General features: G+C 61.0%; 22 protein-coding genes, 1 tRNA gene and 5 pseudogenes. 12 read left to right on the top strand and 16 right to left on the bottom strand.

Going from position 1 to position 22,311, the window contains the following annotated elements; translation table 11 throughout:
- Positions 1-56: 56 nt before the first annotated feature.
- The 6 genes from proB to ACZ1HK_RS01320 form a co-directional block, all read right to left on the bottom strand.
- The gene (gene proB, locus ACZ1HK_RS01345; RefSeq protein WP_472627147.1) at positions 57-1,166 is read right to left on the bottom strand and encodes a glutamate 5-kinase; all 1,110 of its coding nucleotides are present in this window, start codon (positions 1,164-1,166) and stop codon (positions 57-59) included.
- On the bottom strand, positions 1,154-2,188 hold the full coding sequence (gene obgE / locus ACZ1HK_RS01340) for a GTPase ObgE (RefSeq protein ID WP_472627146.1): 1,035 nt from the start codon (positions 2,186-2,188) through the stop codon (positions 1,154-1,156). The genes proB and obgE overlap by 13 nt, the downstream gene beginning before the upstream one ends.
- Before the next feature lie 94 nt (positions 2,189-2,282).
- The gene (locus tag ACZ1HK_RS01335; RefSeq protein ID WP_472627145.1) at positions 2,283-2,846 is read right to left on the bottom strand and encodes a GNAT family N-acetyltransferase; all 564 of its coding nucleotides are present in this window, start codon (positions 2,844-2,846) and stop codon (positions 2,283-2,285) included.
- A gap of 156 nt (positions 2,847-3,002) precedes the next feature.
- The gene (gene rpmA / locus ACZ1HK_RS01330) at positions 3,003-3,272 is read right to left on the bottom strand and encodes a 50S ribosomal protein L27 (protein ID WP_472627144.1); all 270 of its coding nucleotides are present in this window, start codon (positions 3,270-3,272) and stop codon (positions 3,003-3,005) included.
- A 12-nt stretch (positions 3,273-3,284) separates the two neighbouring features.
- Positions 3,285-3,983: a 50S ribosomal protein L21 gene (locus ACZ1HK_RS01325; protein WP_472627143.1), complete on the bottom strand. Its 699-nt coding sequence runs from the start codon at positions 3,981-3,983 to the stop codon at positions 3,285-3,287.
- Positions 3,984-4,179: 196 nt separating this feature from the next.
- Complete coding sequence (locus ACZ1HK_RS01320) at positions 4,180-5,049, bottom strand: hypothetical protein (RefSeq protein WP_472627142.1); 870 nt, start codon at positions 5,047-5,049, stop codon at positions 4,180-4,182.
- A 175-nt stretch (positions 5,050-5,224) separates the two neighbouring features.
- Between ACZ1HK_RS01320 and ACZ1HK_RS01315 the strand changes: the two genes are divergently transcribed.
- Positions 5,225-5,313, top strand: a tRNA-Ser gene (locus ACZ1HK_RS01315).
- Between the two features lie 80 nt (positions 5,314-5,393).
- Here the strand turns inward: ACZ1HK_RS01315 and ACZ1HK_RS01310 are convergent.
- Entirely contained in the window at positions 5,394-6,344 is a 951-nt protein-coding gene (locus ACZ1HK_RS01310; RefSeq protein WP_472627141.1) for a CheB methylesterase domain-containing protein, read from the bottom strand.
- Positions 6,345-6,505: 161 nt separating this feature from the next.
- Between ACZ1HK_RS01310 and ACZ1HK_RS01305 the strand changes: the two genes are divergently transcribed.
- The 3 genes from ACZ1HK_RS01305 (at position 6,506) to ACZ1HK_RS01295 (ending at position 7,844) form a co-directional block, all read left to right on the top strand.
- On the top strand, positions 6,506-6,883 hold the full coding sequence (locus tag ACZ1HK_RS01305; protein WP_472627140.1) for a hypothetical protein: 378 nt from the start codon (positions 6,506-6,508) through the stop codon (positions 6,881-6,883).
- Positions 6,771-7,364, top strand: coding sequence for a M20/M25/M40 family metallo-hydrolase (locus ACZ1HK_RS01300; protein WP_472627862.1), 594 nt, complete (start codon positions 6,771-6,773; stop codon positions 7,362-7,364). The genes ACZ1HK_RS01305 and ACZ1HK_RS01300 overlap by 113 nt, the downstream gene beginning before the upstream one ends.
- Positions 7,365-7,475: 111 nt before the next feature.
- The gene (locus ACZ1HK_RS01295) at positions 7,476-7,844 is read left to right on the top strand and encodes a hypothetical protein (RefSeq protein WP_472627139.1); all 369 of its coding nucleotides are present in this window, start codon (positions 7,476-7,478) and stop codon (positions 7,842-7,844) included.
- Here ACZ1HK_RS01295 and ACZ1HK_RS01290 read toward each other — a convergent pair.
- The 8 genes and pseudogenes from ACZ1HK_RS01290 to speB form a co-directional block, all read right to left on the bottom strand.
- On the bottom strand, positions 7,841-8,377 hold the full coding sequence (locus tag ACZ1HK_RS01290; protein ID WP_472627138.1) for a holin family protein: 537 nt from the start codon (positions 8,375-8,377) through the stop codon (positions 7,841-7,843). The genes ACZ1HK_RS01295 and ACZ1HK_RS01290 overlap by 4 nt on opposite strands.
- A pseudogene (locus tag ACZ1HK_RS01285) lies at positions 8,368-8,980 on the bottom strand (holin-associated N-acetylmuramidase). The gene ACZ1HK_RS01290 and the pseudogene ACZ1HK_RS01285 overlap by 10 nt, the downstream one beginning before the upstream one ends.
- Before the next feature lie 123 nt (positions 8,981-9,103).
- Positions 9,104-9,550 (bottom strand): cytochrome c maturation protein CcmE, encoded by a 447-nt coding sequence (ccmE, locus tag ACZ1HK_RS01280; protein WP_472627137.1) that lies wholly within the window; start codon positions 9,548-9,550, stop codon positions 9,104-9,106.
- A 12-nt stretch (positions 9,551-9,562) separates the two neighbouring features.
- Positions 9,563-10,593 (bottom strand): annotated as a pseudogene (gene argC, locus ACZ1HK_RS01275) (N-acetyl-gamma-glutamyl-phosphate reductase).
- 182 nt (positions 10,594-10,775) lie between these two features.
- Positions 10,776-11,351, bottom strand: coding sequence for a hypothetical protein (locus ACZ1HK_RS01270; RefSeq protein ID WP_472627136.1), 576 nt, complete (start codon positions 11,349-11,351; stop codon positions 10,776-10,778).
- 44 nt (positions 11,352-11,395) lie between these two features.
- On the bottom strand, positions 11,396-12,208 hold the full coding sequence (locus tag ACZ1HK_RS01265) for a glutamate racemase (protein WP_472627135.1): 813 nt from the start codon (positions 12,206-12,208) through the stop codon (positions 11,396-11,398).
- A complete protein-coding gene (locus tag ACZ1HK_RS01260) occupies positions 12,208-13,167 on the bottom strand; it encodes a lysophospholipid acyltransferase family protein (RefSeq protein ID WP_472627134.1) in 960 nt (319 codons plus the stop codon). Before ACZ1HK_RS01260 ends, ACZ1HK_RS01265 begins: the two co-directional genes overlap by 1 nt.
- A 51-nt stretch (positions 13,168-13,218) precedes the next feature.
- Positions 13,219-14,183, bottom strand: a pseudogene (gene speB / locus ACZ1HK_RS01255) (agmatinase).
- Between the two features lie 130 nt (positions 14,184-14,313).
- On the opposite strand from speB, the gene ACZ1HK_RS01250 reads away from it, so the two are divergent.
- From ACZ1HK_RS01250 to ACZ1HK_RS01240, 3 genes are all read left to right on the top strand, one after another.
- Positions 14,314-14,820, top strand: coding sequence for a flavin reductase family protein (locus ACZ1HK_RS01250; RefSeq protein WP_472627133.1), 507 nt, complete (start codon positions 14,314-14,316; stop codon positions 14,818-14,820).
- A gap of 79 nt (positions 14,821-14,899) precedes the next feature.
- Positions 14,900-15,433: a hypothetical protein gene (locus tag ACZ1HK_RS01245; protein ID WP_472627132.1), complete on the top strand. Its 534-nt coding sequence runs from the start codon at positions 14,900-14,902 to the stop codon at positions 15,431-15,433.
- Positions 15,348-16,094, top strand: a complete 747-nt coding sequence (locus tag ACZ1HK_RS01240) for a Hint domain-containing protein (protein WP_472627131.1) — start codon at positions 15,348-15,350, stop codon at positions 16,092-16,094. Before ACZ1HK_RS01245 ends, ACZ1HK_RS01240 begins: the two co-directional genes overlap by 86 nt.
- A gap of 10 nt (positions 16,095-16,104) precedes the next feature.
- Here ACZ1HK_RS01240 and ACZ1HK_RS01235 read toward each other — a convergent pair.
- Positions 16,105-17,265: pseudogene (locus tag ACZ1HK_RS01235) on the bottom strand (M20 aminoacylase family protein).
- Positions 17,266-17,356: 91 nt separating this feature from the next.
- Here ACZ1HK_RS01235 and mazG point away from each other — a divergent pair.
- The 5 genes and pseudogenes from mazG (at position 17,357) to ACZ1HK_RS01210 (ending at position 22,300) form a co-directional block, all read left to right on the top strand.
- Entirely contained in the window at positions 17,357-18,154 is a 798-nt protein-coding gene (gene mazG / locus ACZ1HK_RS01230) for a nucleoside triphosphate pyrophosphohydrolase (RefSeq protein ID WP_472627130.1), read from the top strand.
- A 196-nt stretch (positions 18,155-18,350) separates the two neighbouring features.
- Positions 18,351-18,977 carry an outer membrane protein gene (locus ACZ1HK_RS01225; protein ID WP_472627129.1) on the top strand — a complete coding sequence of 209 codons (627 nt, stop codon included), beginning with the start codon at positions 18,351-18,353 and terminating at the stop codon, positions 18,975-18,977.
- A 159-nt stretch (positions 18,978-19,136) separates the two neighbouring features.
- Complete coding sequence (locus tag ACZ1HK_RS01220; RefSeq protein ID WP_472627861.1) at positions 19,137-19,979, top strand: DMT family transporter; 843 nt, start codon at positions 19,137-19,139, stop codon at positions 19,977-19,979.
- 793 nt (positions 19,980-20,772) lie between these two features.
- Positions 20,773-21,075, top strand: a complete 303-nt coding sequence (locus tag ACZ1HK_RS01215) for a hypothetical protein (RefSeq protein WP_472627128.1) — start codon at positions 20,773-20,775, stop codon at positions 21,073-21,075.
- 318 nt (positions 21,076-21,393) lie between these two features.
- Positions 21,394-22,300, top strand: a pseudogene (locus ACZ1HK_RS01210) (DMT family transporter).
- The last annotated feature ends 11 nt before the right edge of the window (positions 22,301-22,311 follow it).

Below are 22,311 nucleotides of genomic sequence, written 5' to 3'. Positions count from 1 at the left end.
GCATTGCCTCCAGGGTCGGCTGGCAGAATAGGGTGTTTTGCGCGAAGCGGAAGGGGCTAGAGGGCCATGTCATCGCGGTGGATCAGGGCGGCCCGGCCCGGATAGCCCAGAATTGGCTCGATCTCAGAGGAATGGTGGCCTGCAATCGATTGCGCCTCCACGCTGGTATAGCGGCTAAGGCCAATGCCCAGGGCCGTGCCATCCGGGGCCTCCATGCGCACGGGATCGCCGCGCTCGAACGCGCCTTCGACGCTGGCAACACCTGCAGGCAGCAGCGATTTGCCCCGGCCCATGGCCGCAACGGCCCCGGCATCAAGCCGCACGGATCCTTTCGGCTTCATGGCTCCGATCCACGCTTTGCGCGCTTGTTGTGGGGTCAGGTTTGCGGTGAACCATGTGGCAGTTGAGCCGTTTTGCAATGCTAGCAAGGGCCGCTCCACCGCCCCTTGCGTGATCACCATCGCGCAGCCCGCCGCCGTGGCCGTGCGGGCGGCCATGATCTTGGTCTTCATGCCACCTTTCGACAGGCCTGAGCCTGCATCACCGGCCATCGCTTCGATCGCGGCTGTGATTTCTTCCACCAGTGGCAGATGCGTCGCGCCGTCCGTTCCAGGCGGAGCTGTGTAGAGGCCGTCAATATCGCTCAGCAGCACGCAGATATCGGCCCCCGCCATCACGCCCACATTGGCCGCCAGGCGATCATTGTCGCCGTAGCGGATTTCATCCGTTGCGATGGTGTCATTCTCGTTAACGATGGGCACCGCACCCCGCGCAAGGAGGGCAGCAAAAGTGGCGCGGGTGTTGAGATAGCGCCGACGATCAAGGCTATCGTCCAGGGTCAGAAGGATCTGGGCTGACGTCAGGCCATGCGGTGCAAGGGCTTCTTCATAGGCCCGGGCCAACCGGATCTGGCCCACGGCTGCGGCTGCCTGTGCCTCTTCCAGCGACAGCGCACCAGACCCCAGCGCAAGCACGCCGCGCCCGAGCGCAATGGCACCGGATGAGACGAGGATGACGTCTGTGCCGTCAGCCTTCAGTGCGGCGACATCACAGGCCAAACCCTTCAACCAATCGGCGCGCAAAGCACCTGTTTCGCGGTCCACCAATAGAGCTGAGCCAATCTTTATGACGACCCGTTTGGCGCCTGTAACGCTCAGGGTTGCCATGGCGAAGGGTCCTCCTTGGCCTCCCGCTCGGCCTTGCGGTCGGCATCAACGCGGGCCCGCAGCACGCGAAGCACCTCGATCAGGCCGGTCCGTGCAACGCCGGACATCTCCATCACCGGGCCTGCTTCGACCTCAAGAGCCGCGCGTTTCTCGGCCACTTCTTCGGGCGACAGCGCGTCCACTTTGTTGAGCACCGTGATCCGCGGCTTCTCGGCCAGATCGCCGCCATAAGCCTCCAGCTCACCAATGATAGTCTTGTAGTCGGCCACAACATCCTCTGCCGTGCCATCGATCAGATGCAACAAAGCTGCACACCGTTCCACATGGCCAAGAAACGTATCGCCAAGCCCCCTGCCCTCGCTGGCCCCTTCGATCAGACCAGGAATGTCGGCCACAACAAATTCCGCGCCATCGACGCCAACAACGCCCAGATTGGGGTGCAGCGTCGTGAAGGGATAATCTGCGATCTTGGGCCGCGCGTTCGATGTGGCCGACAGGAAGGTGGATTTGCCGGCATTGGGCAGGCCCAAAAGGCCCACATCCGCGATCAGCTTCAGACGCAGCCAGATTGTGCGCTCGACGCCTTCTTGCCCCGGATTGGCCCGGCGCGGCGCCTGGTTGGTGGCGCTTTTGAAGTGCAGGTTGCCAAAACCGCCATTGCCGCCCTTGGCCACGCAAAGCCGCTGGCCGACCACATCGAGATCGGCGATCAGGGTTTCCTGATCCTCTTCAAGAACTTCGGTGCCCGCAGGCACACGCAACAGAATGTCATCGCCATCCTTGCCGGTGCGCTGCTTGCCCATACCAGGCTGGCCGTTCTTTGCAAAAAAGTGCTGCTGGTAACGGAAATCGATGAGGGTATTCAGCCCTTCAACCACTTCGATCCAGACATCGCCACCGCGCCCGCCATCGCCGCCATCGGGGCCGCCATATTCGATATATTTCTCACGCCGGAACGAAACCGCTCCGCCGCCGCCGCTGCCCGAGCGGATATAGACTTTCGCCAGATCGAGAAATTTCATCGGAAATCGCGCGCGCGGACGCCCGCCCCATCTTTGTTCTTCAAATATGCCGGGGAGTTTGGGGGCTGGCCCCCAGCGTCCGTACGCCCGCCTCCTACCCCAATCGCTTGAGGTAAGTCCACGTCGCAACTTTCGCTGCACGCGCGACCGAGAATGCTTCAGCATCGCCCAGATAGTCGAAACCTGCGTTTGTCAGGACCCGGGCTGAACTTGGATTGTCCTGAAAGACCGAGCCGAAGATCGTCTTGTTCTTCAGCGGGTTTGCATCAACCAAGGCATGAACAGCCTCGGACGCGAAGCCGGTGTTCCACATCGCGGGCGCGACCCAGTAGCCGATTTCCGACTGGCCGCGATCCATCTGATCGAGCGAGATGATCCCCAGAACCTCCGCCCCGCCAAAGCTGCTGGCATCCATGACCCAGGCCGTATGCTCCACATCGTCGCGCAGGAACTTGCCCATGAAGCTTTCTGTCGCGCCCGGTGGCAATGGATGGGGGATCGATGTCGTCATCTCAGCCACGCGCTTGTCAGCATGATAAAGCGCGATCAGCCCGGAATCGGACGCGCGCATCGGGCGCAATACCATGCGCGGTGTCTGGATCTGCATGTGAGCGGCCTCCATGTTGGGGGCCGTACGCAGGATCGTTTCCTGTTTCATATCTCGGTCCTCCTCCGAACCGATTGCTCTTGTTGGCCTCTCATCCCCGCCTTCACAGGTGGGCATCGCGGCCCTTTTGCACAAGAGCAGTTACAGAAATGCGAAGGGGCCGGCGTTTCCACCGGCCCCTTGAAATTTTACCCTTGGGACGGGTGGTTACTCGGCAGCCTCTGCGGCTGGGAGTACGGAAATAAAGGTGCGGCCTTTGAAGCCTTTACGGAAGGTCACATTGCCTTCGACGGTTGCGAAGATCGTGTGATCCTTGCCCTCGCCCACGCCTTCACCCGGCCACCACTTGTTGCCGCGCTGACGCGCGATGATGTTGCCCGGGATGACGGCTTCGCCACCGAATTTCTTGATGCCTAAACGGCGACCAGCGGAGTCGCGGCCGTTCCGGGAGCTACCACCTGCTTTTTTATGTGCCATGTGTTTGTCTCCTTAGCCTTCGACGATTTTCTTGGCTTGATCGACCCAGCCTTCACGCTCGATCCGACCCTTGAACGAAAGCTTTTCGTCCATCGCGGCGATGTCATCGGCGCCCCAGGCGGCGATCTGAGCGAAAGTGGTCACACCAGCTTCGTGCAACTTCTTCTCAAGCGCGGGTCCAACACCGGACAATTGCTTGAGGTCATCGGCGCCAGCTGCAGCGGCGGGCGCCGGAGCGGCCTCGGCCTTTTTGGCCTTGGGCTTTTCGGCCTTGGGGGCCTCAGCCTTGGGCGCGTCTGCCTTGGCTTTCTTCGCGGGCTTTGCCGCAGCGGCGGCAACAGCCACACCTGCGACGGAGCCTGCGCCAACAGCCGCCTTCACACCTGTCTTGTCGCCACCCTTGGCAAGGACTTCGGTGATTTCGATCAGCGTCAGTTGCTGGCGATGCCCCTTCTTACGCTTCGACGAATGCTTACGGCGGCGCTTGACGAAGTGGATGAGCTTCTCGCCCTTGATCTGGTCCACAACCGTGGCCTGAACAGCGGCACCTTCCACAAGCGGTGCGCCGACCGTGGCGCTATCGCCACCCAGCATCAGAATTTCGTTGAACTGGACCGTTTCACCGGCCTCTGCTGCAAGCTTTTCCACGCGGAGTTTGTCACCCGCCTGAACTTTATACTGCTTGCCGCCTGTCTTCATGACAGCGAACATGTGTCTATCCTTCATTACCCGCGTCGTGTGGCCCTGCGCGTTCGCAGTGTTTTCGGGTTTCCCCGCCTCGGACAGCGCGCCCCGGTCGGAGCGTTCATTACCATATCCGCACACGCCGGAGAATCCGGGCACGGGCAGAATTCGCTATCTGCTGGAGGTGTCGTAATATGTCAACCCGAAACGATCGGCGCGAATGTCAGAGATCTTCGCCGCCTATATATGGCGCGGCAGCATAACCGACATCGTAATTCAGGGTTCCCAGAAGGTTGTCGAAAGCGACGAACAGGGCCGCGATGATTTCTTGACCTGCCTCGCTTTGTGAATGGGCAACATACGCATCAAGATCACTGATCTCGACATCTGCATAGGCCGTCGCCTGGAACGAGAACAACCATTCAACCGTGGCCTCACGGATCTGAGGCTCATGGGCCAGGACATCGTCGATCATCAGATCTTCGCCCATATCGTCTTCAAACGCGCCGCCATCGGCCAGCCCACGGAACAGGGAGAAGCGGGCGTTCAACGCGCCCGAGACATTGCGATTGATCAGGTCGTTGACCTCGTTGAAGGCGCGCAAGCTCTCCAACCGAGCATCCCCCGTTTCCATCGCCAGCAGCAGTGCAGCGTTTCCGTTCGCGATCGCATCCTCTTCCAGAAAGGCACGGCGGGCCGCAATCTCGCCCTGGATAAGGCGTTGGCCGGCGTCGGATTGCATGAAGTCGGTGACCGCGCGGATTGTTTCTGCGCTGATGTCGCTGGAGGGAAAATTCGCCTCAAATAGGGTCACCAAACGTTCAGGGCTGTGAATGGAGGCGATCCTTTGTTGCCAGGCCTCCCCGCCGCGCCCGGGGAACAGACCGGCCTGCATCGCCTCGGCCCCCATCACGTGTTCTTCCGCCATGATCGGGAGCATCTCGTACATCCCCATGGCCTCGAACATCGCGAAAAGCTCGGGTTCTTCTACGGCGAAGATGCTTCCGGGAACCGACGATGCGGGTTGGATCTGGGCATCGGCCCCGAAGGCGGGGACCAAAAGGCTCAGAGCAAGACAGGTAGCGCGGATCATGGACTCTCCGGTGCAGTTTATTGGCGTCACGGCAATGTCGGTCAGACGCTGCCTTAGCGTTTTCGCGATCCTGACGGAAAAGACCACAAGGTCAAATCGGTTTTCACCCAGATGGCTCTTGCGCGGCGGAACGCTTGCCGCTATCCCGCCGCCCACGGGCGACAACCCTATCCGCGGAGAGGTGCCGGAGTGGTCGAACGGGGCGGTCTCGAAAACCGTTGTGGGTGCAAGCCCACCCAGGGTTCGAATCCTGTCTCTCCGCCACTCCTGTCTCTCCGCCACCTCCCCTGCATTGGCGCTATGGACGAGCCGCTATTTTCGCGGTGCCCGCGTGGCCCGCCGCCTCAAGGATCGACGGCCCAATCTCTGCGAAGCGGGAGAACCTTGCAAACCCCGCCCTCCTGCTTGGCCGCGTGCGGCATGCCGTAGACGACAGAAGTCGCCTCGTCTTGCGCAATGGTCCATGCGCCCGCCTTTCGCAATTGCGCCATCCCCACCGCGCCATCGCGTCCCATGCCGGTCAGGATCACGGCGACCGCCGTTGGCGCAAATCTGGTGGCAGATAGAAATAGCCTGTCCACGGACGGGCGGTGCCCGCTTACGGGCGGGCCATCGACCAGGGCCATGCGCGTGCGGCTAACCAATTCAAGGTGCCTTGGTCCACCGGGGGCCACCGCAACAACGCCGCGCTGTAACGTCATATGGTCTTCTGCTTCGACAATGCGCGCGGGACAGGCTTTGTTCAGTCGTGCAACCATGGCTGCCAGAAAATTCGGTTTGATGTGCTGGACAACCAGCGTTGGCGGACAATCCAGGCCGAAGTTTTGCAAAATGGTTTCGAGGGCTTCTACCCCACCCGTTGAGCTACCGATCAGCACCGGGCGCATCGGAGTGTCTGGCGTGGGCATATGGGGCTTCTGCTGGGGTCTTGTGCCATTGAGATGTGCGTCGAGTCGATCAAGGAAAGAGGCTACATGGCTGTCGTCGGCCCATCGGGCCTTTGTCTCGGCGCCCGACCGTTCGGTTGCGCCAATCACGATATGGGGCACCCGCAGCATATTGAGCAGGGCCTTGAACATCGCAAACTCAGCCAAGGCGCTGAAGGTTGCGGAGACAATGACAAATTCCGGCTCCGCAAGCTCGATCCCGACATAAGCGTCACTCAGAGTTGGATACCAAATCGCGCCAGTTGCAAATCGGGTGTCGCTGGCCAGTGCGGCTTTGATGCGTTCCGCCCGGTGGGGCAGATCATCGACGATTGCGATCTTGATGTGTCTGCTGCGCAAATGGCCCATCGCACGTCGCCCACTCATACCACCAACGGTGTTGCCCTGTTTCGATAGGTGCAAATCCTTAAGAAAAGGATCACACTTCAGCGGTGGCGCAAAAGGCCTCTTGGCCATTTGAAAGATAAAGGGACATGCCGATGTTTGCCTCAGACCTTGCTATGGCAGGAATGGGCCGCGCACGCAGCCCGGCGTTCAAGGCGCGCTTGGCGGAAATGATTGCGCAAAAGACCGATGCCCAACGTGAAGATGCCGCGCACCAGGCCGCCGCGTACTTCGATCTGATCGGTGGCTGGTTAAGCTCGCTGTCATTCACACTGCTGCGTCATGAGCAGGCCGGCGTGCCCTTTCTGATCGCGCGCCGCATTGAAGACCCGGCCAATGCGACCGTGCTTACCTATTCGCACGGTGATGTTGTGCCGGGCATGGAAGGGGATTGGATCAACGCGCGGGACCCTTGGGCCCTCACGGAGGACGACGATCAATTGGTTCGGGCGTGGGATCGCCGACAACAAGGGTCAGTTTCTGGTCAACCTCACTGCCGTTGAAACCTTATTGGCCGAGCGCGGGGAATTGGGGTTCAACCTGATCTGGCTGATAGAGATGGGCGAAGAAATCGGCTCACCCGGCCTGGCGGAAATTTGCGCGCAGCACACAGAGGCTCTGACGGCGGACATACTGCTTGCGTCCGACGGGCCGCGGGTTGCGGCCGATACGCCCACACTGTTTCTAGGCGCGCGGGGCGGTGTGACCTATCGCCTGGATCTTGAGCACCGGGAAAGCGGCCGCCATTCGGGGAATTTCGGCGGAGCGCTGCGCAACCCCGCCATTGAACTGGCCCATGCCCTTGGCACGATCGTGGATCGCAATGGGTCGTTGCAGATTGACGCCTGGGCGCCAGGCGATATCCCAGCTGCGACGCGCGCCGCGCTGGCGTCGATCACACCAGCCGGGGGCGCTGTTGATGAAAACTGGGGCACCGCAGGGCTTAAGCCCGGCAGAGCGTATTCATGCCTGGTCTTCCGCTGAAGTGCTGGCCTTGCATGCAGGGCACCCCCTGCCCCAGTCAATGCCATTCCGCCGAAGGCCAGTGCCTGGGTCCAATTGCGGTATGCGCCCGGTACGGACGCCGACGGATTGATGCCAGCGCTGCGCGATCACCTCGACCGGAACGGCTTTGAGCAGATCACCATCACCCCGGAAGGCCCGGCATTTCGCGCAAGTGCGACGCCTGTGGACCACCCGGCAGTCACGCGTATCGTTGAAGCTGCGAAAGCCGTGATAGGGCGGGCTCCTGCGATCCTACCCTCGCTTGGCGGCTCCCTTCCCAACGACATTTTCCGGGACGCGATGGGCCTGCCCACAATCTGGGTGCCCCATTCCTACCCCGAATGTTCGCAACATGCCCCGAATGAGCATTTGCCAAAGACATTGCTCTTTGAAGCCACGGGTCTGATGACTGGCCTGCTTGCCTCTGTCTCTGGCACCCGCCCGGAGGATTGGCGCTAGTCGCGTTGCCAATCGCTCAGCGCGGGGTTCTCTGCGCTAGTATCGGGCGCAGGTTGGCGCCGACGTCGCCCGAAGATCCCACCCAATCGATCCCTCAGGCGACGTCTGCGACGGGGTGTGCCTGTTCCACCTTCGCCGGATGACGTGTCGCGCGCATAATGCAGCTCTCGCGCGCCAAAGTAGAAGCTGACAATGGCGCCAAGAAGCCACCACAGGGGTTCCGGCACTTCCTGCAACCCTATCATGCGCGCTGCAAAGGCTTGCGGATCTGCCATCGCATAGATGAACAATCCTAGCGTGCCCAAGGCGAGCATCGGGCGCGGCAGGCGATTGAGGCCGTTGATCATGCGGTCAAACCAGCCCGTGCCTGCATGCTCAAATTCAGCCGCCGCAGTCTCCAAGGTCGCTTGGTGAATCTCGGCTGCCAGTTCCATGGCGCGCGTCGCATTGGGAACGAAGACCTCGGAAAGCCCTTCGGCCGCCTCCCCTATCCCTTCGACGGTTTCGCCGAGCCCGCGGTTCATCAGCCCCATGATGCTGTCCTTTCGCGGTGCTGTGCGGCGGTCAGATGGTAGCGGGGAGAGATGAATTCCTCGGCCCGTACAATCCAGCCGCCTTTGCCACCATCCCGCCGCCGGGCATATTTTCGGCTGGCAGGGCGACGATCAGCCAATCTGTAATAATAGTTCCGCCGTGCAATGCCGTAGGCATCGACCAGATGGTCCGGGGCCTGCGCCAAGGCGGCATGGGCGGCCCGCGCGGTCTGCGGGCCGATGGCGCCGTCCACAGCGATGTCGAGGCCCATGTCTCTCAGCAGTCGTTGCAGGATGCGAACGGCGTTTGAGCCTGCATTGACCTGCATATCGAAGACGGTGGCCTGCAACGGCTCCGGCAGCAGGTGAATGCGCGGGCGGGTGAAGTAATGCTCGATGAACAGAGTCGGTGGCGAGGTCGGGCGTGACCAGCCGCACATCGGCGACATCCACATCGCCGTCCTCGTCCAGGTCAAGGCCAAGCGACCGCATCGTGTGGATCGTCACACCATGTTTGGTCGCCCCACCCGGATCATCGGGGTCGTTCACGAAACCGCCCTCTCGGGCAACAATATCTTCTGCTATGGATCGAACCGACAGCATGGCTCTCCCCTCCATGCTCAATTGGTCCTGAGCTCTGAATCCACCATGGCAGAGTTAAAAAGTGTTACCCGTGTACGGATCATTTGAGCGGACTGCCGATAGGAAGAAGAAAGGGCTGAGAGATCAGCTTTCGCCGGGGTCGCGGTACACGCCCTGTTCTTCCAGCGCTTCGATTACTTCGGCGGGCATATACGTCTCATCATGGCGCGCGAGGATTTCGGAGGCCTGAAAGACGCCATCGACCAGGCGCCCGGTGCCCACCATGCCTTCGCCTTCGTTGAAGAGATCGGGCAGAATGCCGGTATAGCTGACCGGGATTGAGGCCGCGCCATCGGTCACGCTGAAGGTGATCGTTTCGCCCTCGCCGCGTACCAAGGTGCCTTCTTCAACCAGACCGCCGATGCGGAAAACTTCGTTTGGCGGCGGGGGATTGCTGGCGATTTCGGCGGGCGGGCGAAAGAAGTTGAAGGCGTCCTGGGACGCCCAGATGATCAGCCCGGTGGACCCGATCAGGGCCACAGCCGCCAGTACAATCACCTGAATGCGTCGCTGTCGCTTCAAACTCCGCATCGCACTCTCTCCCTACGGAAACACGCCCAAGCCCATCAGGCCCGCCGTCTCCTTCAGCCCCAGCATCAGGTTGGCGTTCTGGATCGCCTGCCCTGAGGAGCCTTTGCACAAATTGTCCAAAGCCGCCACGATTTGCGCACGGCCTGACCGGCGGTCAGCTGCGACCCCGATATGACAGTAATTGGTACCTCTGACGTCATGTGTCGAGGGGGCCTGGCCCATCGGAAGCACTTCGATGAACGGTTCGTGATCGTAGGCGTTGGTCAGAGACGCTGATGGATCGCATCCGCCTCGCCCTTAACGTACACAGTCGCGAGGATGCCGCGGTTGAACGGTGCGAGATGTGGGGTGAATTGCACCTCAACAGGGCGTCCGGCCAACAGGCTAAACTCTTGATCAAACTCACCTAAATGCCGGTGCGTGCCGCCCAGGGCGTAGGCGTTGGTGCCTTCGCTGAGTTCAGCGTGGAGGAGGTTTTCCTTCAGGCTGCGCCCTGCGCCGGAAACGCCGACAACCATGTCGATGATGATCTCGTCCAGATCGACCAATCCATCTGCAATTACGGGCCGGAGGGCAAACTGCCCCGTCGCGGCATTGCACCCGGTGCCGGCGACCAGCCGGGCTTTGCGGATTTCATCGCGGTAGAACTCGGTCAGACCATAGACAGCCTCGCCCTGAAGCTCTGGCGCGTCATGATCTTTGCCGTACCATTTGGCGTACATGGCCGGATCCCGCAGCCGGAAATCCGCCGACAAGTCCACAACTTTAAGATCAGATGGCAAGCCTTTGATAACACTTTGTGATGTCGCATGCGGCAAGGCGCAAAAAGCAAGATCAACCCCAGAGAAATCCACATCCTCGATGCGCTGCAAATCAGGCAAATCGGCGGTGCGCAGGAACGGGTAGACCGAGGCCATGGCCTGTCCCGCTTTGCGGTCGCCGGTCAGGGCCACGATACGCATATCCGGGTGCCCGCAGATCAGGCGGCAGAGCTCGGCCCCAGTATATCCGGACGCCCCGAGGATCGCGATGGTCTTGGTCATGGTCTTGTGCCCGTCGAATAGAGGTCTGACGCCGCATACGTCAATTCAACGCGGCGTTCAAATCACGCGCTGTGATAGTCGCATCACAGCCGAAAATGCGAGTCCTGAACCTGTAGTTTTCCTGTAGTTTTTCTGTAACTACAATTGTAGTGCACGGCGACGCGTGAATTTGCGCCGAACGGTCAGGAATAGACCAGATCGAACACAACCTCGACCGGCGCATCCATCCCCAATTCGGTGCGGAAGAGATCCGTAAATTCGAGGGCCAGCTGGTATTGGCCAGGCGGTAATTCCGGGCCCAACCCGCCGGTGATCCAGCTTTGGAAATATTCGGGATCATCCGGTGCCATGGTTATGCTGCCGGAATAACGGTGAATGTCGAGCCAAGGGCTAAGCGGCTCACCGGTTGCGGAGCGCACTTGCGCCCTGAGGGAAATGAGGAATTCCGCGCCCGGTTGTCCGACCGGGTTACGGGCGACATTGGCGAATGAGACGTAAAAATAGACCTCTTCGCCGCTCGCAAACTCCACACTTGCGCGGGGGATATGCTCTCCATTTTCGCCACGCTCGTCCTTTTCAGCAACAAAGGCCGCGACGATCTCCAGAGACGGCATGGCCGCTTGCCATGCGGCCGGATCGCTTCGATCAGCATCGGCGCTTGCCGGAGCATTGGGCGGAACGGACAGGATTGGCGCCTGCGCTATTGCGGGAAAGGCCAAGCACATGAACATCGCGGCGACAGAGTAGTATTTGAACACCGTTCAAAGGTGATGCCAATTGGCCCGTTGCGCAAGAGGTGCTGTCACCCAACACCTTCAAAGGTGATTTTCCGCCGAAGGAACAGCGTGGCTTTTGCCTCGACCGATTTTGGATCACCGGTGGTCAGAAACGCGGCCTCCCCCTGCCCTAACATCTCAGGGCGGCGGTCAAGGTAGTCGGCCAAAGACTCTGCGACCAACGAGGGTTGCGAATAGACGGCCACGCCGTCGCCCAGGGCGGCTCGGAAAACCTCCTCGACAAGCGGGTAATGCGTGCATCCCAGGATTGCGGCCTGTGGATTGGGCATCCGCCGCTTCAATGCATCGACGTGGGAGCGCACGAGCGCCTCCGCCAGGATCATGTCGCCTTCTTCGATGGCATCAACGACACCACCGCAGGGTTGCGCCTCCACATCGACACCGATGGCACGGAAGGCCAGTTCGCGCTGGAAGGCGCGGCTGGACACGGTCGCTGGGGTGGCAAACAAGGCCACATCGTTGACGGCCACTTCGCGCGGCGGGGAATTGTCGCCCCAGTTGCGCTCTGTCAGAGCCTCGATCAGCGGCACGAACACACCCAGCACGCGCTTGCCTTCGGGCACCCAGCCTTCCTGCATGCGCCGCAACGCCGCCGCAGAGGCTGTGTTGCAGGCCAGGATCACCAGATCACAGCCCCGATCAAACATCGCTTGGACGCCCGCCGTTGTCAGGTTGTAGATATCCTCAGGCTCCCGCGTTCCATAAGGCGTATGGGCATTGTCCCCGTAGTAGAGGATCGGCAGGTCCGGCAGACGCTTTTGCACCGCGTCCAGCACCGTCAGCCCGCCCAGACCCGAGTCGAAAATACCCACTGCCATCAGTAACGATCCTTCAGTCTTTTGCGCGTCGGCTTCTCATCCGGGCCGCGATGTTTGTCTTCAAATTCGAACCCCCGTGCGGTCGGGTCCAGTGGGCGTGGCGACAAGGCGTAGGTGGTTTTCCGCAAGTGATCCATCAACGTCTTTGCGTCGCCCGCCATATCGTTCAGCGCCTCGCGTGAGATTGGATCCCCGATCACGACGTCGACGGGTTTGTTCACCCGTTTTTTGAATTCCTTGATCAACAGGCCCATCCGCAGCGTGTAGTGCAGGTGGCTCATCAACTGGAATAGACGGCTGTTATGGCCGTCAAAGAAAACGGGCACGACGGTCGCCTCGGACTTTGCGATCATCCGCGCCGTGAAGCTGCGCCAGACCGGGTCCATCGGGCGCCCGAACGGTTTGGCGGCGGTGCTGACGGTGCCGCCCGGGAAAACCCCGATTGCGCCGCCATCGGACAGGTAGCCAAGCGCCTCTTTCCGGGTGCGGAGGTTCTGCGCCAATGCTTCCTTGGTTTCCTCGAAACTGACCGGGAGAATGACGCGGTTGAGGTCTTCGGCTTTGCGAAACACCTGGTGGGCGAGAATGCGAAAATCGCCGCGCGCCTGGCTGAGGATATGGCCCATCATGAGCCCGTCCAGAATGCCGTAGGGGTGGTTGGCAATCAGCACCACGGGCCCCTCGGCCGGGATATTGGACAGAGCGCCGCCGATGACGTTCAACTCCAACCCGTAGCGTTCGACCATGACTTCCCAGAAATCGCGCCCCTTGCGCACCTCTTCGTCGTAGCCATCGGCCTGTTTGATCAGGCGCATGCGGCCTGTCGTATTCTCCATCACACGGATCATCGCGCGTCCGCCTTTTGTCTCGGCGGAGTTTGCATAGGAAATCTCGCGCGCAACTGCGCGGCTCTCACGATCGGGTCGGCGACGGTTGGGCATCTGCTCAGGAAGCCTCATTATGCGTGCTGCCCCATGGATAGGCCAAGGGCGCGGCCCGGTCTACCCGCTCTACCGCCGGGTCCAGCCCCATAGGCACAGAAGTTCCATTGCCACATGGGCGCCCGCCACCGCAGTGATACCAGCGGTATCAAAAGGCGGCGAGACTTCGACAACGTCACCGCCCACAAGGGTGATGCCCGCCAGCTCCCGCAACAGAATCGCGGCCTGCGCGCTGCTCAGCCCGCCCCAGACCGGCGTGCCTGTTCCGGGCGCATAGGCAGGGTCCAGCCCGTCGATATCGAAACTCAGAGTAGACGGGGGCGTTCCCGGCGCGTGCCTTGACGGCTGCCGCAACCTGGGCGGCGCCCGCTTCGTGCAGCTTCACGCGCATCGTGGATGTGAATGCCCAGATTGTCCTCCACCACTGTGCGAATACCGATGTGCGAGGACCGCGCCACATCGATCAGGCCTTCCTTCACGGCGGTGTAGCAAAAGGTGCCGTGATCAATTCGCGCCGGGTCATCATCGGGCCATGTGTCGGTATGGGCATCGACCTGGATCAGGGCCAGTGGGCCGTGCACCGCCGCATGGGCGCGCAGGATCGGCAGGGTGATGGAATGATCGCCCCCAAGGGTGATGGCCGCGGCCCCTGCCCCGAGGATGCCTGCGATATGCGCCTCGATCCGCGCTGGTACGTCGGCGGTATGGGCGTAGTCGAAGGCCATATCGCCGTAGTCGGCGATGGCGAGTGCCTCCAGTGGTGCATAGCCCTCCCAGCCATAGGGCGGATCATAGGGTTGCAGGGCGGACGCCTCGCGGATCGCGCGCGGGCCAAGACGTGTGCCGGGGCGGTTCGTGACGGCCTGGTCGAACGGGATCCCGGTGATGGCGACATCTACGCCCGCCAGATCTTTGGTGTAGCGCCGCCGCAGGAACGACACCGCACCCGAGAACGTGTTCTCGAACGCCGCCCCCTTCAGATCGTGCCGGGTGAAGGCCCCATCGACTTCGTTCTTTGCGTCTTCCAATGCCATGTGTTTTGCCTTTCCACCGCCGCCCCCTTGCTACACCGCAGATTTCACGAGACGAAAGCGCGAATTGATCCATCTTGTGCCTCAAAGAGCGCTGAGCGATGGTTTGCGCGCGCGAAAAGGAGACGCGGATATGGGCAGCTCGGATGATTTGAAGGCACTCTTCCTTGAAGGGATGAGCCGCGCGGCCGCGTCCGTTTCCGTTGTCACGACCGACGGACCGGCCGGGCGCGGTGGCGTGACCGTGTCCGCGATGACCTCAATCTCAGCCGATGGCGAGGCGCCCACGATGCTGACCTGCCTGAATGCATCGTCGTCCGCCCTGCCCCTGGTGCTGGAAAACGGCTGTTTCTGTATCAACGTCCTTCGCATCGGGCAGACCGAAATCTCGGATGTCTTCTCATCCCGCAGACCGGCCCCTGGTGGCGACAAGTTCAACGCCGTCTCGGTTGAGACCCTGGCGACGGGCGCGCCAACGTTGAGCGAGGCGCTTGTCAGCTTCGATTGCAAACTGATCTCTGCCGAACGCCATGGCACGCACCACATTTGCATCGGTGCGGTTGAGGCGGTGCGCGTATCACCGGACGGCGATCCGCTGCTGTACGGCATGCGCAAATACCTGCGCGCCGAGGCCCACTAAACAAGCGCTTTTCCGCAGCGCCCGAGTTTTGACGAATTTCATCACGATTTTAGTCAAATTCTCTGACTAACTGCCTCTCATGGTAGCTTTTCTTGACGGCCTCTTTTTCAGCGAAATCCTTGCAGACAATGCCGGTGGCAATGCTTTTGACACCGACGGGGATGGGGGATCGAACAAGGCTGACGAATATGTCGAGATCCAAAATGCCAATGGCACGCCGCTTGATCTGAGCAACTATTCCCTTTGGAGTGCACAGCGCGGCGAGTTGTTTGATTGGGGCGAAATTCCACCCGAAGATCCCACGCCCATAATCGGAGGCGGTGGGACCGCGACGGTTATTGGTCAACATGATGACGACCCGCCGCCTGTGGGCTTCTATGATGCTGGCCTTCCCGACAACAACTCCAATCAAGGTTTCCTTGAAGATGGGGAAGGCACGCGGTTCGACACGCTCTACCTCGTCGATGAAGTCACCGGCGAATACATCGCGCTGGAATATGGGCCCAAACCATCCCGGCAATCTGGCGTTGCCGACGGATTTTCCCGGCTCCACTCTTTTGGGGTCGGAAAGCACGACGTCGGATGCGCCAAATGCCACCGCCATACTGCGTGACGCTAACGGTGATCTGGTAGAAGGCACCCCCAATCCGAATACGCCCGGACCGGTCTGCTTTGTTGAAGGCACGCTTATTCTGACGAACAAAGGCGAGCGTCCCATCGAGACGCTCAGCGCGGGCGACCTGATCGTCACGCGGGAAAACGGTCTCCAACCGCTGCGGTGGCTGGGGCGCAGCCCGCAAAGCTGTGCAGCGCTTGAGGCCACGCCGGACCTTCGCCCTGTCCGAATTCACAAAAACGCCTTGGGCCCCGGTGTTCCTGCACGTGATCTTGAAGTGTCGCCGCAACACCGGATCTTCGTGCAGTCACGGATTGCGTCCCGCATGTTCGGGCCAGAGGGCGTCTTGGTTCCAGCGATCAAGTTGCTGCCCCTGCCCGGCGTCTCACGCCTTAGAATGGCGCCGCTGACCTATTTCCACATGCTGTTCGATCATCATGAAATCGTCTTCGCGGAAGGCTGTGCCAGCGAAAGCCTGTTGCTCGGTGAAATGGCCCGTCAAAGCCTTGGGGAAGAGGCCATGGCCGAGATCAAGGCGCTTTTCCCCGATCTGCCCGCGACGCGCCCTGCACGAGAGCTTCCGAAAGGTCACAGATTGCGTCGCCTTGTTCAAAGACACGCTCGCAACCCGCGCCGCAGCATGATCGACGCGGCCTGATCCAACGGGTCTAGGCCGGCTGCGCAGTCTCCACCAGCCGAGCGAAATAGCTTGCGCCAATTGGCGCAATTTCGTCGTTAAAGTCGAAGGCCGGGTGGTGCAGCCCCGCCCCCTCGCCTGCGCCCAGGAACAGGTAGGCGCCGGGACGGGCTTGCAGCATATAGGCGAAATCCTCCGCCCCCATTTCTGCCCCGGCATCGGCGATCACGTGCGCGGCACCGACCACGTCGCGCGCGACGTCGGCGGCAAACTCGGTTTGCGTGGCATCGTTGATCGTGGCGGGATAGCCGCGCTCGTAGATCAGTTCGGCCTCGACGCCGAAGGCGCGCAGCGGTGCCTGCCACGATTTCGCCCATGCGGCGTTCCACCATGTCCTGCACCTCTGGGTTGAAGGTGCGCACCGTCGCGTTCAGGAACGCCTCTTCCGGGATGATATTGCTGGCCGATCCGGAATGGATCTGCGTGACCGAGATCACCAGATCCTCGGACGGCGTGTGATTGCGCGACACGATGGTTTGAAAGGCTTGCGCCATGGCCAGTGCGGGCGGGATCGGATCGACGCAATCCTGAGGATAGGCGCCGTGCCCCCTTTGCCCTTGATGGTCAGGTACACGGTATCGACGGCCGCCATGATCGGGCCCGGCCGGGTAAAGAACTGACCCAAAGGGGCGCCGGGCACATTGTGGATTGCGAAGACCCGCTCGATCCCGAACCGGTCCATAGCCCCTTCTTGCACCATCACTTCGCCACCGCCGCCATCCTCTTCGGCGGGTTGGAAGATCAGCGCGACGCGGCCGGAAAAATTCCGGGTCTCTGCGAGGTATTTCGCGGCGCCCAACAGCATGGTGGTGTGGCCGTCATGGCCACAGGCATGCATCTTGCCTTTGACGGTCGAGGCATGATCGGCCCCCGTGATCTCGTCCATCGGAAGCGCATCCATATCAGCGCGCAGGCCAATCGTGGGGCCGGGCCGGCCGCTGTCGATGATGGCCACAAGGCCGGTCTTTGCGATGCCGGTATGGATATCCGTGATGCCGAAATCCCTCAGCCGCGCCTCCACGAACGCCGCCGTTTCGTGGCAATCAAACTCCAATTCCGGGTGGGCATGTAGGTGCCTGCGCCAAGCGGTCATGTCGTCGGCCAAGGCAGCGATAGAGTTGATGATGGGCATGGACGAAAATCCTCCTGCACCGACCGTGTCAGAGCCATCCCGCCATCGCAACACCCTTGCCCTGACCCGGAGCTTACCGCATGACCGGGGCATGACAGACCTTCCGACCGATCCATTGCCTCGCCTCCGCGCCATCATGGCGCGGCTACGAGACCCTCAGCATGGCTGCCCTTGGGACATAGAGCAGACTTTCGCCACCATCGCGCCCTACACCATTGAAGAGGCCTACGAGGTCGCGGACGCCATTGAGCGTGGCGATATGGAGGAGTTGAAGGGCGAATTGGGCGATTTGCTGTTTCAGTCCGTGTTCCATGCGCAAATGGCTGAGGATGCGGGTCTGTTTGACCTTGACGATGTGGCCCGATCGATCGGTGACAAGATGATCGCGCGCCATCCCCATGTTTTCGGTGATGAGAGCAATCAAAAGTCTGCGGATCAGCAAGTCGCAGATTGGGAAAGCGTCAAAGCCGCAGAGCGCGCTGCAAAACAGCGCGGAGGGGTGTTGGATGATGTGGCCCTCGGTCTGCCTGCCCTGATGCGGGCGGAAAAGCTTCAGAAACGCGCCGCCCGCGTTGGGTTCGATTGGCCGGAGGTTGAGCAGGTCCTCGACAAGATCAGCGAAGAAGCGCGTGAATTGGCCGAGGCCCGTGAAACATTGCCGCAAGACAAGATCGCGGAAGAGATGGGCGATTTGCTGTTTGTGATGGCGAACCTCGCGCGGCACTTGAAGGTCGATCCGGAGACCGCTCTGCGGCAGGCAAATGCAAAGTTCGTGCGCCGGTTTCAGTATATCGAACAACAGCTTAAGGCGCGTTCTTCAAGTCCGGAAGGCAGTTCGCTGGAAGAGATGGACCGGCTTTGGGATGATGCGAAACGCGCAGGCCTCTGACAACGGCTCGGCCCGCTCCGATGGATCTGGCGGCGCAGGTCCAGACGATATGAGCGGTTTTGAGCCATAATGGCGTTGTTTTATTGGCAACACGCTTTGCGCGAATTCGCGACAGGTCTGGCGCCCTGAAGGTCTTCATGCGATATTCATCACTATCTGCTGACACTACTCACAAAGCTATTCCACGGGTTGCCCTATGAAACGTCTCGCAACAACGACAGCCATTTTCGTGGCTTCCTCTACCGCCGCCTTTGCTGGCCCTGTCGAGGTGCCGCCCCCACCGCCGCCGGTTTACGTGGAACCTGAGACCTGTGCTCTGGCCTTTGATTGCTTTTACGGCGGGGTCGAATTCGGCTTTGGCGACGGCTTCGTCGATGAAGCGACAGCCGTTGTTGGGGCCAATGCTGTGTCGCGCACGCTGACATTCGACGGTGAAGCCTATGGTGCTTTTGCCGGGTACAACATCCAGAACGGCTCCACCGTATTCGGCGGCGAAGTGCGCTACCTGCATGTGGACCTCACGGACGCCAGCGGCGCGTTCGAGATCGACTCGATTGTTGATATCCGGGGCCGAGTGGGCCTCACCTCGTCCGACGCCTTGATGATCTACGGCGCGGCAGGCTGGTCCACGGCAAGCGCAATGGGCGCGGCCGCGTTTGACATGACCGGCTTCAACTACGGCGTTGGTGTCGAATACAACATCAACGAAAGCCTGTTTCTGGGCGCCGATGTGACGGGCCGCCAGGTCGAAGGGTCCGCAGGCGGATTCGACTATGATGCGGTCTTGAACACAGCCACGCTGCGCGCAGGCTTCCGCTTCTGACCGGGCAGCGCCCAACCAACAAGCATTGGCCGCCCTTGTGGGGCGGCCTTTTTGTTTGCGGCCCTGAATTCCCCGCCTATGGCGTGGTGCATGTCCAAGGCCTCGCACCATGACTTCGCCTGAAGCGCCCCCTCCAACGTGCCGCTCGCCGCGCTGTGGATGGTTGGGGCGGTGATAGCCTTTTCATCCATGGCTATCGCCGGGCGTGAGCTTTCGACAAGCCTCAGCACATTCGAGTTGATGACCTATCGCTCCCTGATCGGCATGATCTTGGTTTTGGCGATCGCTGGCATATGCGGCACACTTGGGCAGATCAAAGCCAACCGGCTGCGTGACCATACCTTGCGCAACATCTTTCATTTCACTGGACAAAACCTGTGGTTTTGGGCCGTCGGGGTTATCCCGCTCAGCCAGGTCTTTGCGTTGGAATTCACCTCGCCCCTTTGGGTGATGGGGCTTGCAGCCATTTTCCTTGGGGAACGGCTCACCTGGATCAAGGTCTGCGCCGGGTTGGCCGGGTTCATCGGGGTCTTGATCGTGATCCAGCCGGGCTCGGCCGCCCTTTCGCCGGGCATGGGAGCCGCCGCCCTGGCCGCCCTTGCCTTCGCGATCACGGCGATTTTCACCAAGCGTCTGACGCGGGATCAATCGATCACGTGCATCCTGTTTTGGCTGACCGCCATCCAACTTGTCCTGGGCCTGGCCTTTTGCCTTTACGACGGCACCATGGCACTGCCCGATGCGGCGGCCTGGCCTTGGGTGATTGTGGTGGCAATATCAGGCCTTGTGGCGCATTTCAGCCTAACGAATGCAATCGCCCTTGCACCGGCTTCGGTCGTGATGCCCATCGACTTTGTGCGCCTGCCGGTGATCGGCGCCTTGGCCTTTGTCCTGTACGGCGAACCGCTGGAATGGCCCGTTGTCTTGGGGGCGGCCATTATCTTTGGCGCCAATTACCTCAACGTGCTGACCGAGCATCGCCGCAGCCAATCCGCGCAATAGTGTAGCTTTTGTGACACAGGGATTGCCTTACCTTGTCCTGCACCCCGTGCTGACGTTGCGGAATATTTGACCGAAACGGCCCTTTTCCGCCTTTAGTATGGGCAGGACATTTTGGGACATACAGGTCGGGGAGGCACTCATGACCCGCTACACACTCACCGCAGCCGCAGCGCTGCTGGCATCGACAAGCATGGCAAGCTTCGGCAGACATCAGCCGCACGGACCAATCCATGCGCATCGCTGTTTGAGGAAACCGGCGAGTCGGGCAGCTGCTTCGAATATTCAGTTACGGTGTGGTTGTGCCCGAAGCCAACCGGTTCGAACGCAGCGTGGCTCCTTTGCGTCCGCGATATGGACGCTACGAGCTTATTGCGCGGCGGCTTCGCGTATCGCATCGAGCTTTCAGCGAGCAACTCTCGGTTGGCATGTAATCTATTGACCAACCCTATGGCGCCGACGATGCACGTATGACCTCGGGTGCGCTTGCAGGCCTTCGGATGCAACGACTTGAACACCGAACTGACCGGTGACGGTGCTCGGACGCTACCTGAGTTATCAGGTAACCGACCGCTTCAGTGCCCATGGCGGCGTGCGATTCCGTTGGGTCGATGGACTCGAAATCAATACCCGCATCGGGTGGGACTACCCCTGCGGCGACTTGCAAGCAACCGGGGCATGCCGGCATGCGGTGCCGTGATCGGCGGTGCGTATGAGCGCCTAGACATCGCGCTCCGCGTCGCGCTGACCTATTCGACCGCGGATTAGAAGATTGACATGACCGGCACGGAGAATTTTGCCCTCGACTGCCTTCACGGTAGAGTTCCCTGACAAGCATTTTTACTTGAAGCGCAGATCTGGTATCGCCGAAGACACGCTGGTGTTCGGCTCAATTCGTCATGTTTTCTGGGACGGGTTCAACGTCACCACACCGGGAACTGGTCCTGGCCTTGGCGGCACACCAGCGCAATACGTCAACTTCTCCAGCGACACGACAACTTACAACATCGGCATCGGCCGCCGTTTGAATGAAAACTGGGCGATCAACGCGTCCTACACGCACGCGACTCCGGCAACACACCATCTGACACGGCCCTAGCGCCGACAACTGGGCGGACTCCATCGACCTTGGGCGCGCGATATGAAAATGGCCCACTGACTGTTTCTGGCGGGCTGACCTACAGGATCCTTGGCGATCAAATTGTTAGCCTGCCTGCAGCGGCTGGCGGCAACATTGCGTTCGACGGATAACCCCGTCATGGGTGCGGGATTGCGCGTTGGGTTCCGTTTCTGAACGACACCGCCTGCGATCAACATACACCCCGCGGCCGCCCTGAGCCCGCGGGGTTTTTCTTTGTCTGATCCAGCAGGTTCCGGGTCGCGCGCCGCCTGATCGTGCGGCTCTAGACCGAGTCCCATGACCCAGACCTCCGTCAGCACCCATGCCTGGGCCCTCATGGCCGCGCTCGGCGCCATCTGGGGGGCGTCATTTCTGGCGATCAAGGTAGGGCTGGAGGAGCTGCCGTTCCTCACCCTCGTCGCCCACCGCGTCATCTGGGCGTGTCTGATCCTTTGGGCCTATGTCGTGATCCGTCGCCTTCCCATCCCACGCGATCCGCGTATCTGGGGCGCATTCCTCGTCATGGGGCTGCTCAACAACATCATCCCCTTCGGCCTGATGGCCTGGGGCCAGCAGTTTATCGAGACGGGTCTTACCTCCATCTTCAATGCGGGCACGGCCATCTTCGGCGTTCTTGTCGCCGCGATGGTCTTTGCGGATGAGCGGCTGACGTTGCGCAAGGGCATTGGCGTTCTGGTGGCCTTTTTCGGCGTGGCCGTCGCCATTGGCCTCGACAGCTTCCGGCAGTTCGACATCCGTTCGCTTGCGCAACTGGCGGTGATTGGGGGCACAATCTCCTACGCGTTTGCCGCGGCCTGGGCGCGGAAGACCATGTCGGACCTGCCGCCGCAGGTCTCGGCCGCGGGAATGCTGACAGGTGCCAGCCTGATCATCCTGCCGGTGGCGCTTCGTCATCGACGGCGTGCCGCAGGTGCCCACCCTTCCCGCAACATGGGCTGCAATCCTCTATTTCGGGGTAATCGGCACGGCGTTGGCCTACCTGCTCTATTACCGGATCATTGCACTGGCAGGGTCCGGCAATGCGATGCTCGTCACGCTGCTGATCCCGCCGGTGGCGATTGTTCTGGGGGCGCTGGTCTTGGGGGAGCGTTTGGCCCCCTCTGCCTTTGCGGGCTTTGGCTTGCTGGCGGTCGGGCTGATCTTGATCGACGGCAGAATTTTTGCGGCCCTGCGCAAGGGTTAAGGCGATTTTTC

Source organism: Gymnodinialimonas sp. JB5-7, assembly GCF_055693405.1.
Note: the sequence above shows the minus strand (reverse complement) of the source record. Positions and strands in the feature narration are given on the sequence as shown.

Excerpts from the sequence above, each read along its gene's own strand:
- proB (WP_472627147.1), bottom strand. The coding sequence starts at position 1,166 with ATGGCAACCCTGAGCGTTACAGGCGCCAAACGGGTCGTCATAAAGATT.
- obgE (WP_472627146.1), bottom strand. The coding sequence starts at position 2,188 with ATGAAATTTCTCGATCTGGCGAAAGTCTATATCCGCTCGGGCAGCGGC.
- ACZ1HK_RS01335 (WP_472627145.1), bottom strand. The coding sequence starts at position 2,846 with ATGAAACAGGAAACGATCCTGCGTACGGCCCCCAACATGGAGGCCGCT.
- rpmA (WP_472627144.1), bottom strand. The coding sequence starts at position 3,272 with ATGGCACATAAAAAAGCAGGTGGTAGCTCCCGGAACGGCCGCGACTCC.
- ACZ1HK_RS01325 (WP_472627143.1), bottom strand. The coding sequence starts at position 3,983 with ATGTTCGCTGTCATGAAGACAGGCGGCAAGCAGTATAAAGTTCAGGCG.
- ACZ1HK_RS01320 (WP_472627142.1), bottom strand. The coding sequence starts at position 5,049 with ATGATCCGCGCTACCTGTCTTGCTCTGAGCCTTTTGGTCCCCGCCTTC.
- ACZ1HK_RS01310 (WP_472627141.1), bottom strand. The coding sequence starts at position 6,344 with ATGGGCCATTTGCGCAGCAGACACATCAAGATCGCAATCGTCGATGAT.
- ACZ1HK_RS01305 (WP_472627140.1), top strand. The coding sequence starts at position 6,506 with ATGGGCCGCGCACGCAGCCCGGCGTTCAAGGCGCGCTTGGCGGAAATG.
- ACZ1HK_RS01295 (WP_472627139.1), top strand. The coding sequence starts at position 7,476 with ATGCCAGCGCTGCGCGATCACCTCGACCGGAACGGCTTTGAGCAGATC.
- ACZ1HK_RS01290 (WP_472627138.1), bottom strand. The coding sequence starts at position 8,377 with ATGGGGCTGATGAACCGCGGGCTCGGCGAAACCGTCGAAGGGATAGGG.
- ccmE (WP_472627137.1), bottom strand. The coding sequence starts at position 9,550 with ATGCGGAGTTTGAAGCGACAGCGACGCATTCAGGTGATTGTACTGGCG.
- ACZ1HK_RS01265 (WP_472627135.1), bottom strand. The coding sequence starts at position 12,208 with ATGGCAGTGGGTATTTTCGACTCGGGTCTGGGCGGGCTGACGGTGCTG.
- ACZ1HK_RS01260 (WP_472627134.1), bottom strand. The coding sequence starts at position 13,167 with ATGAGGCTTCCTGAGCAGATGCCCAACCGTCGCCGACCCGATCGTGAG.
- ACZ1HK_RS01250 (WP_472627133.1), top strand. The coding sequence starts at position 14,314 with ATGGGCAGCTCGGATGATTTGAAGGCACTCTTCCTTGAAGGGATGAGC.
- ACZ1HK_RS01245 (WP_472627132.1), top strand. The coding sequence starts at position 14,900 with ATGGTAGCTTTTCTTGACGGCCTCTTTTTCAGCGAAATCCTTGCAGAC.
- mazG (WP_472627130.1), top strand. The coding sequence starts at position 17,357 with ATGACAGACCTTCCGACCGATCCATTGCCTCGCCTCCGCGCCATCATG.
- ACZ1HK_RS01225 (WP_472627129.1), top strand. The coding sequence starts at position 18,351 with ATGAAACGTCTCGCAACAACGACAGCCATTTTCGTGGCTTCCTCTACC.
- ACZ1HK_RS01220 (WP_472627861.1), top strand. The coding sequence starts at position 19,137 with ATGGTTGGGGCGGTGATAGCCTTTTCATCCATGGCTATCGCCGGGCGT.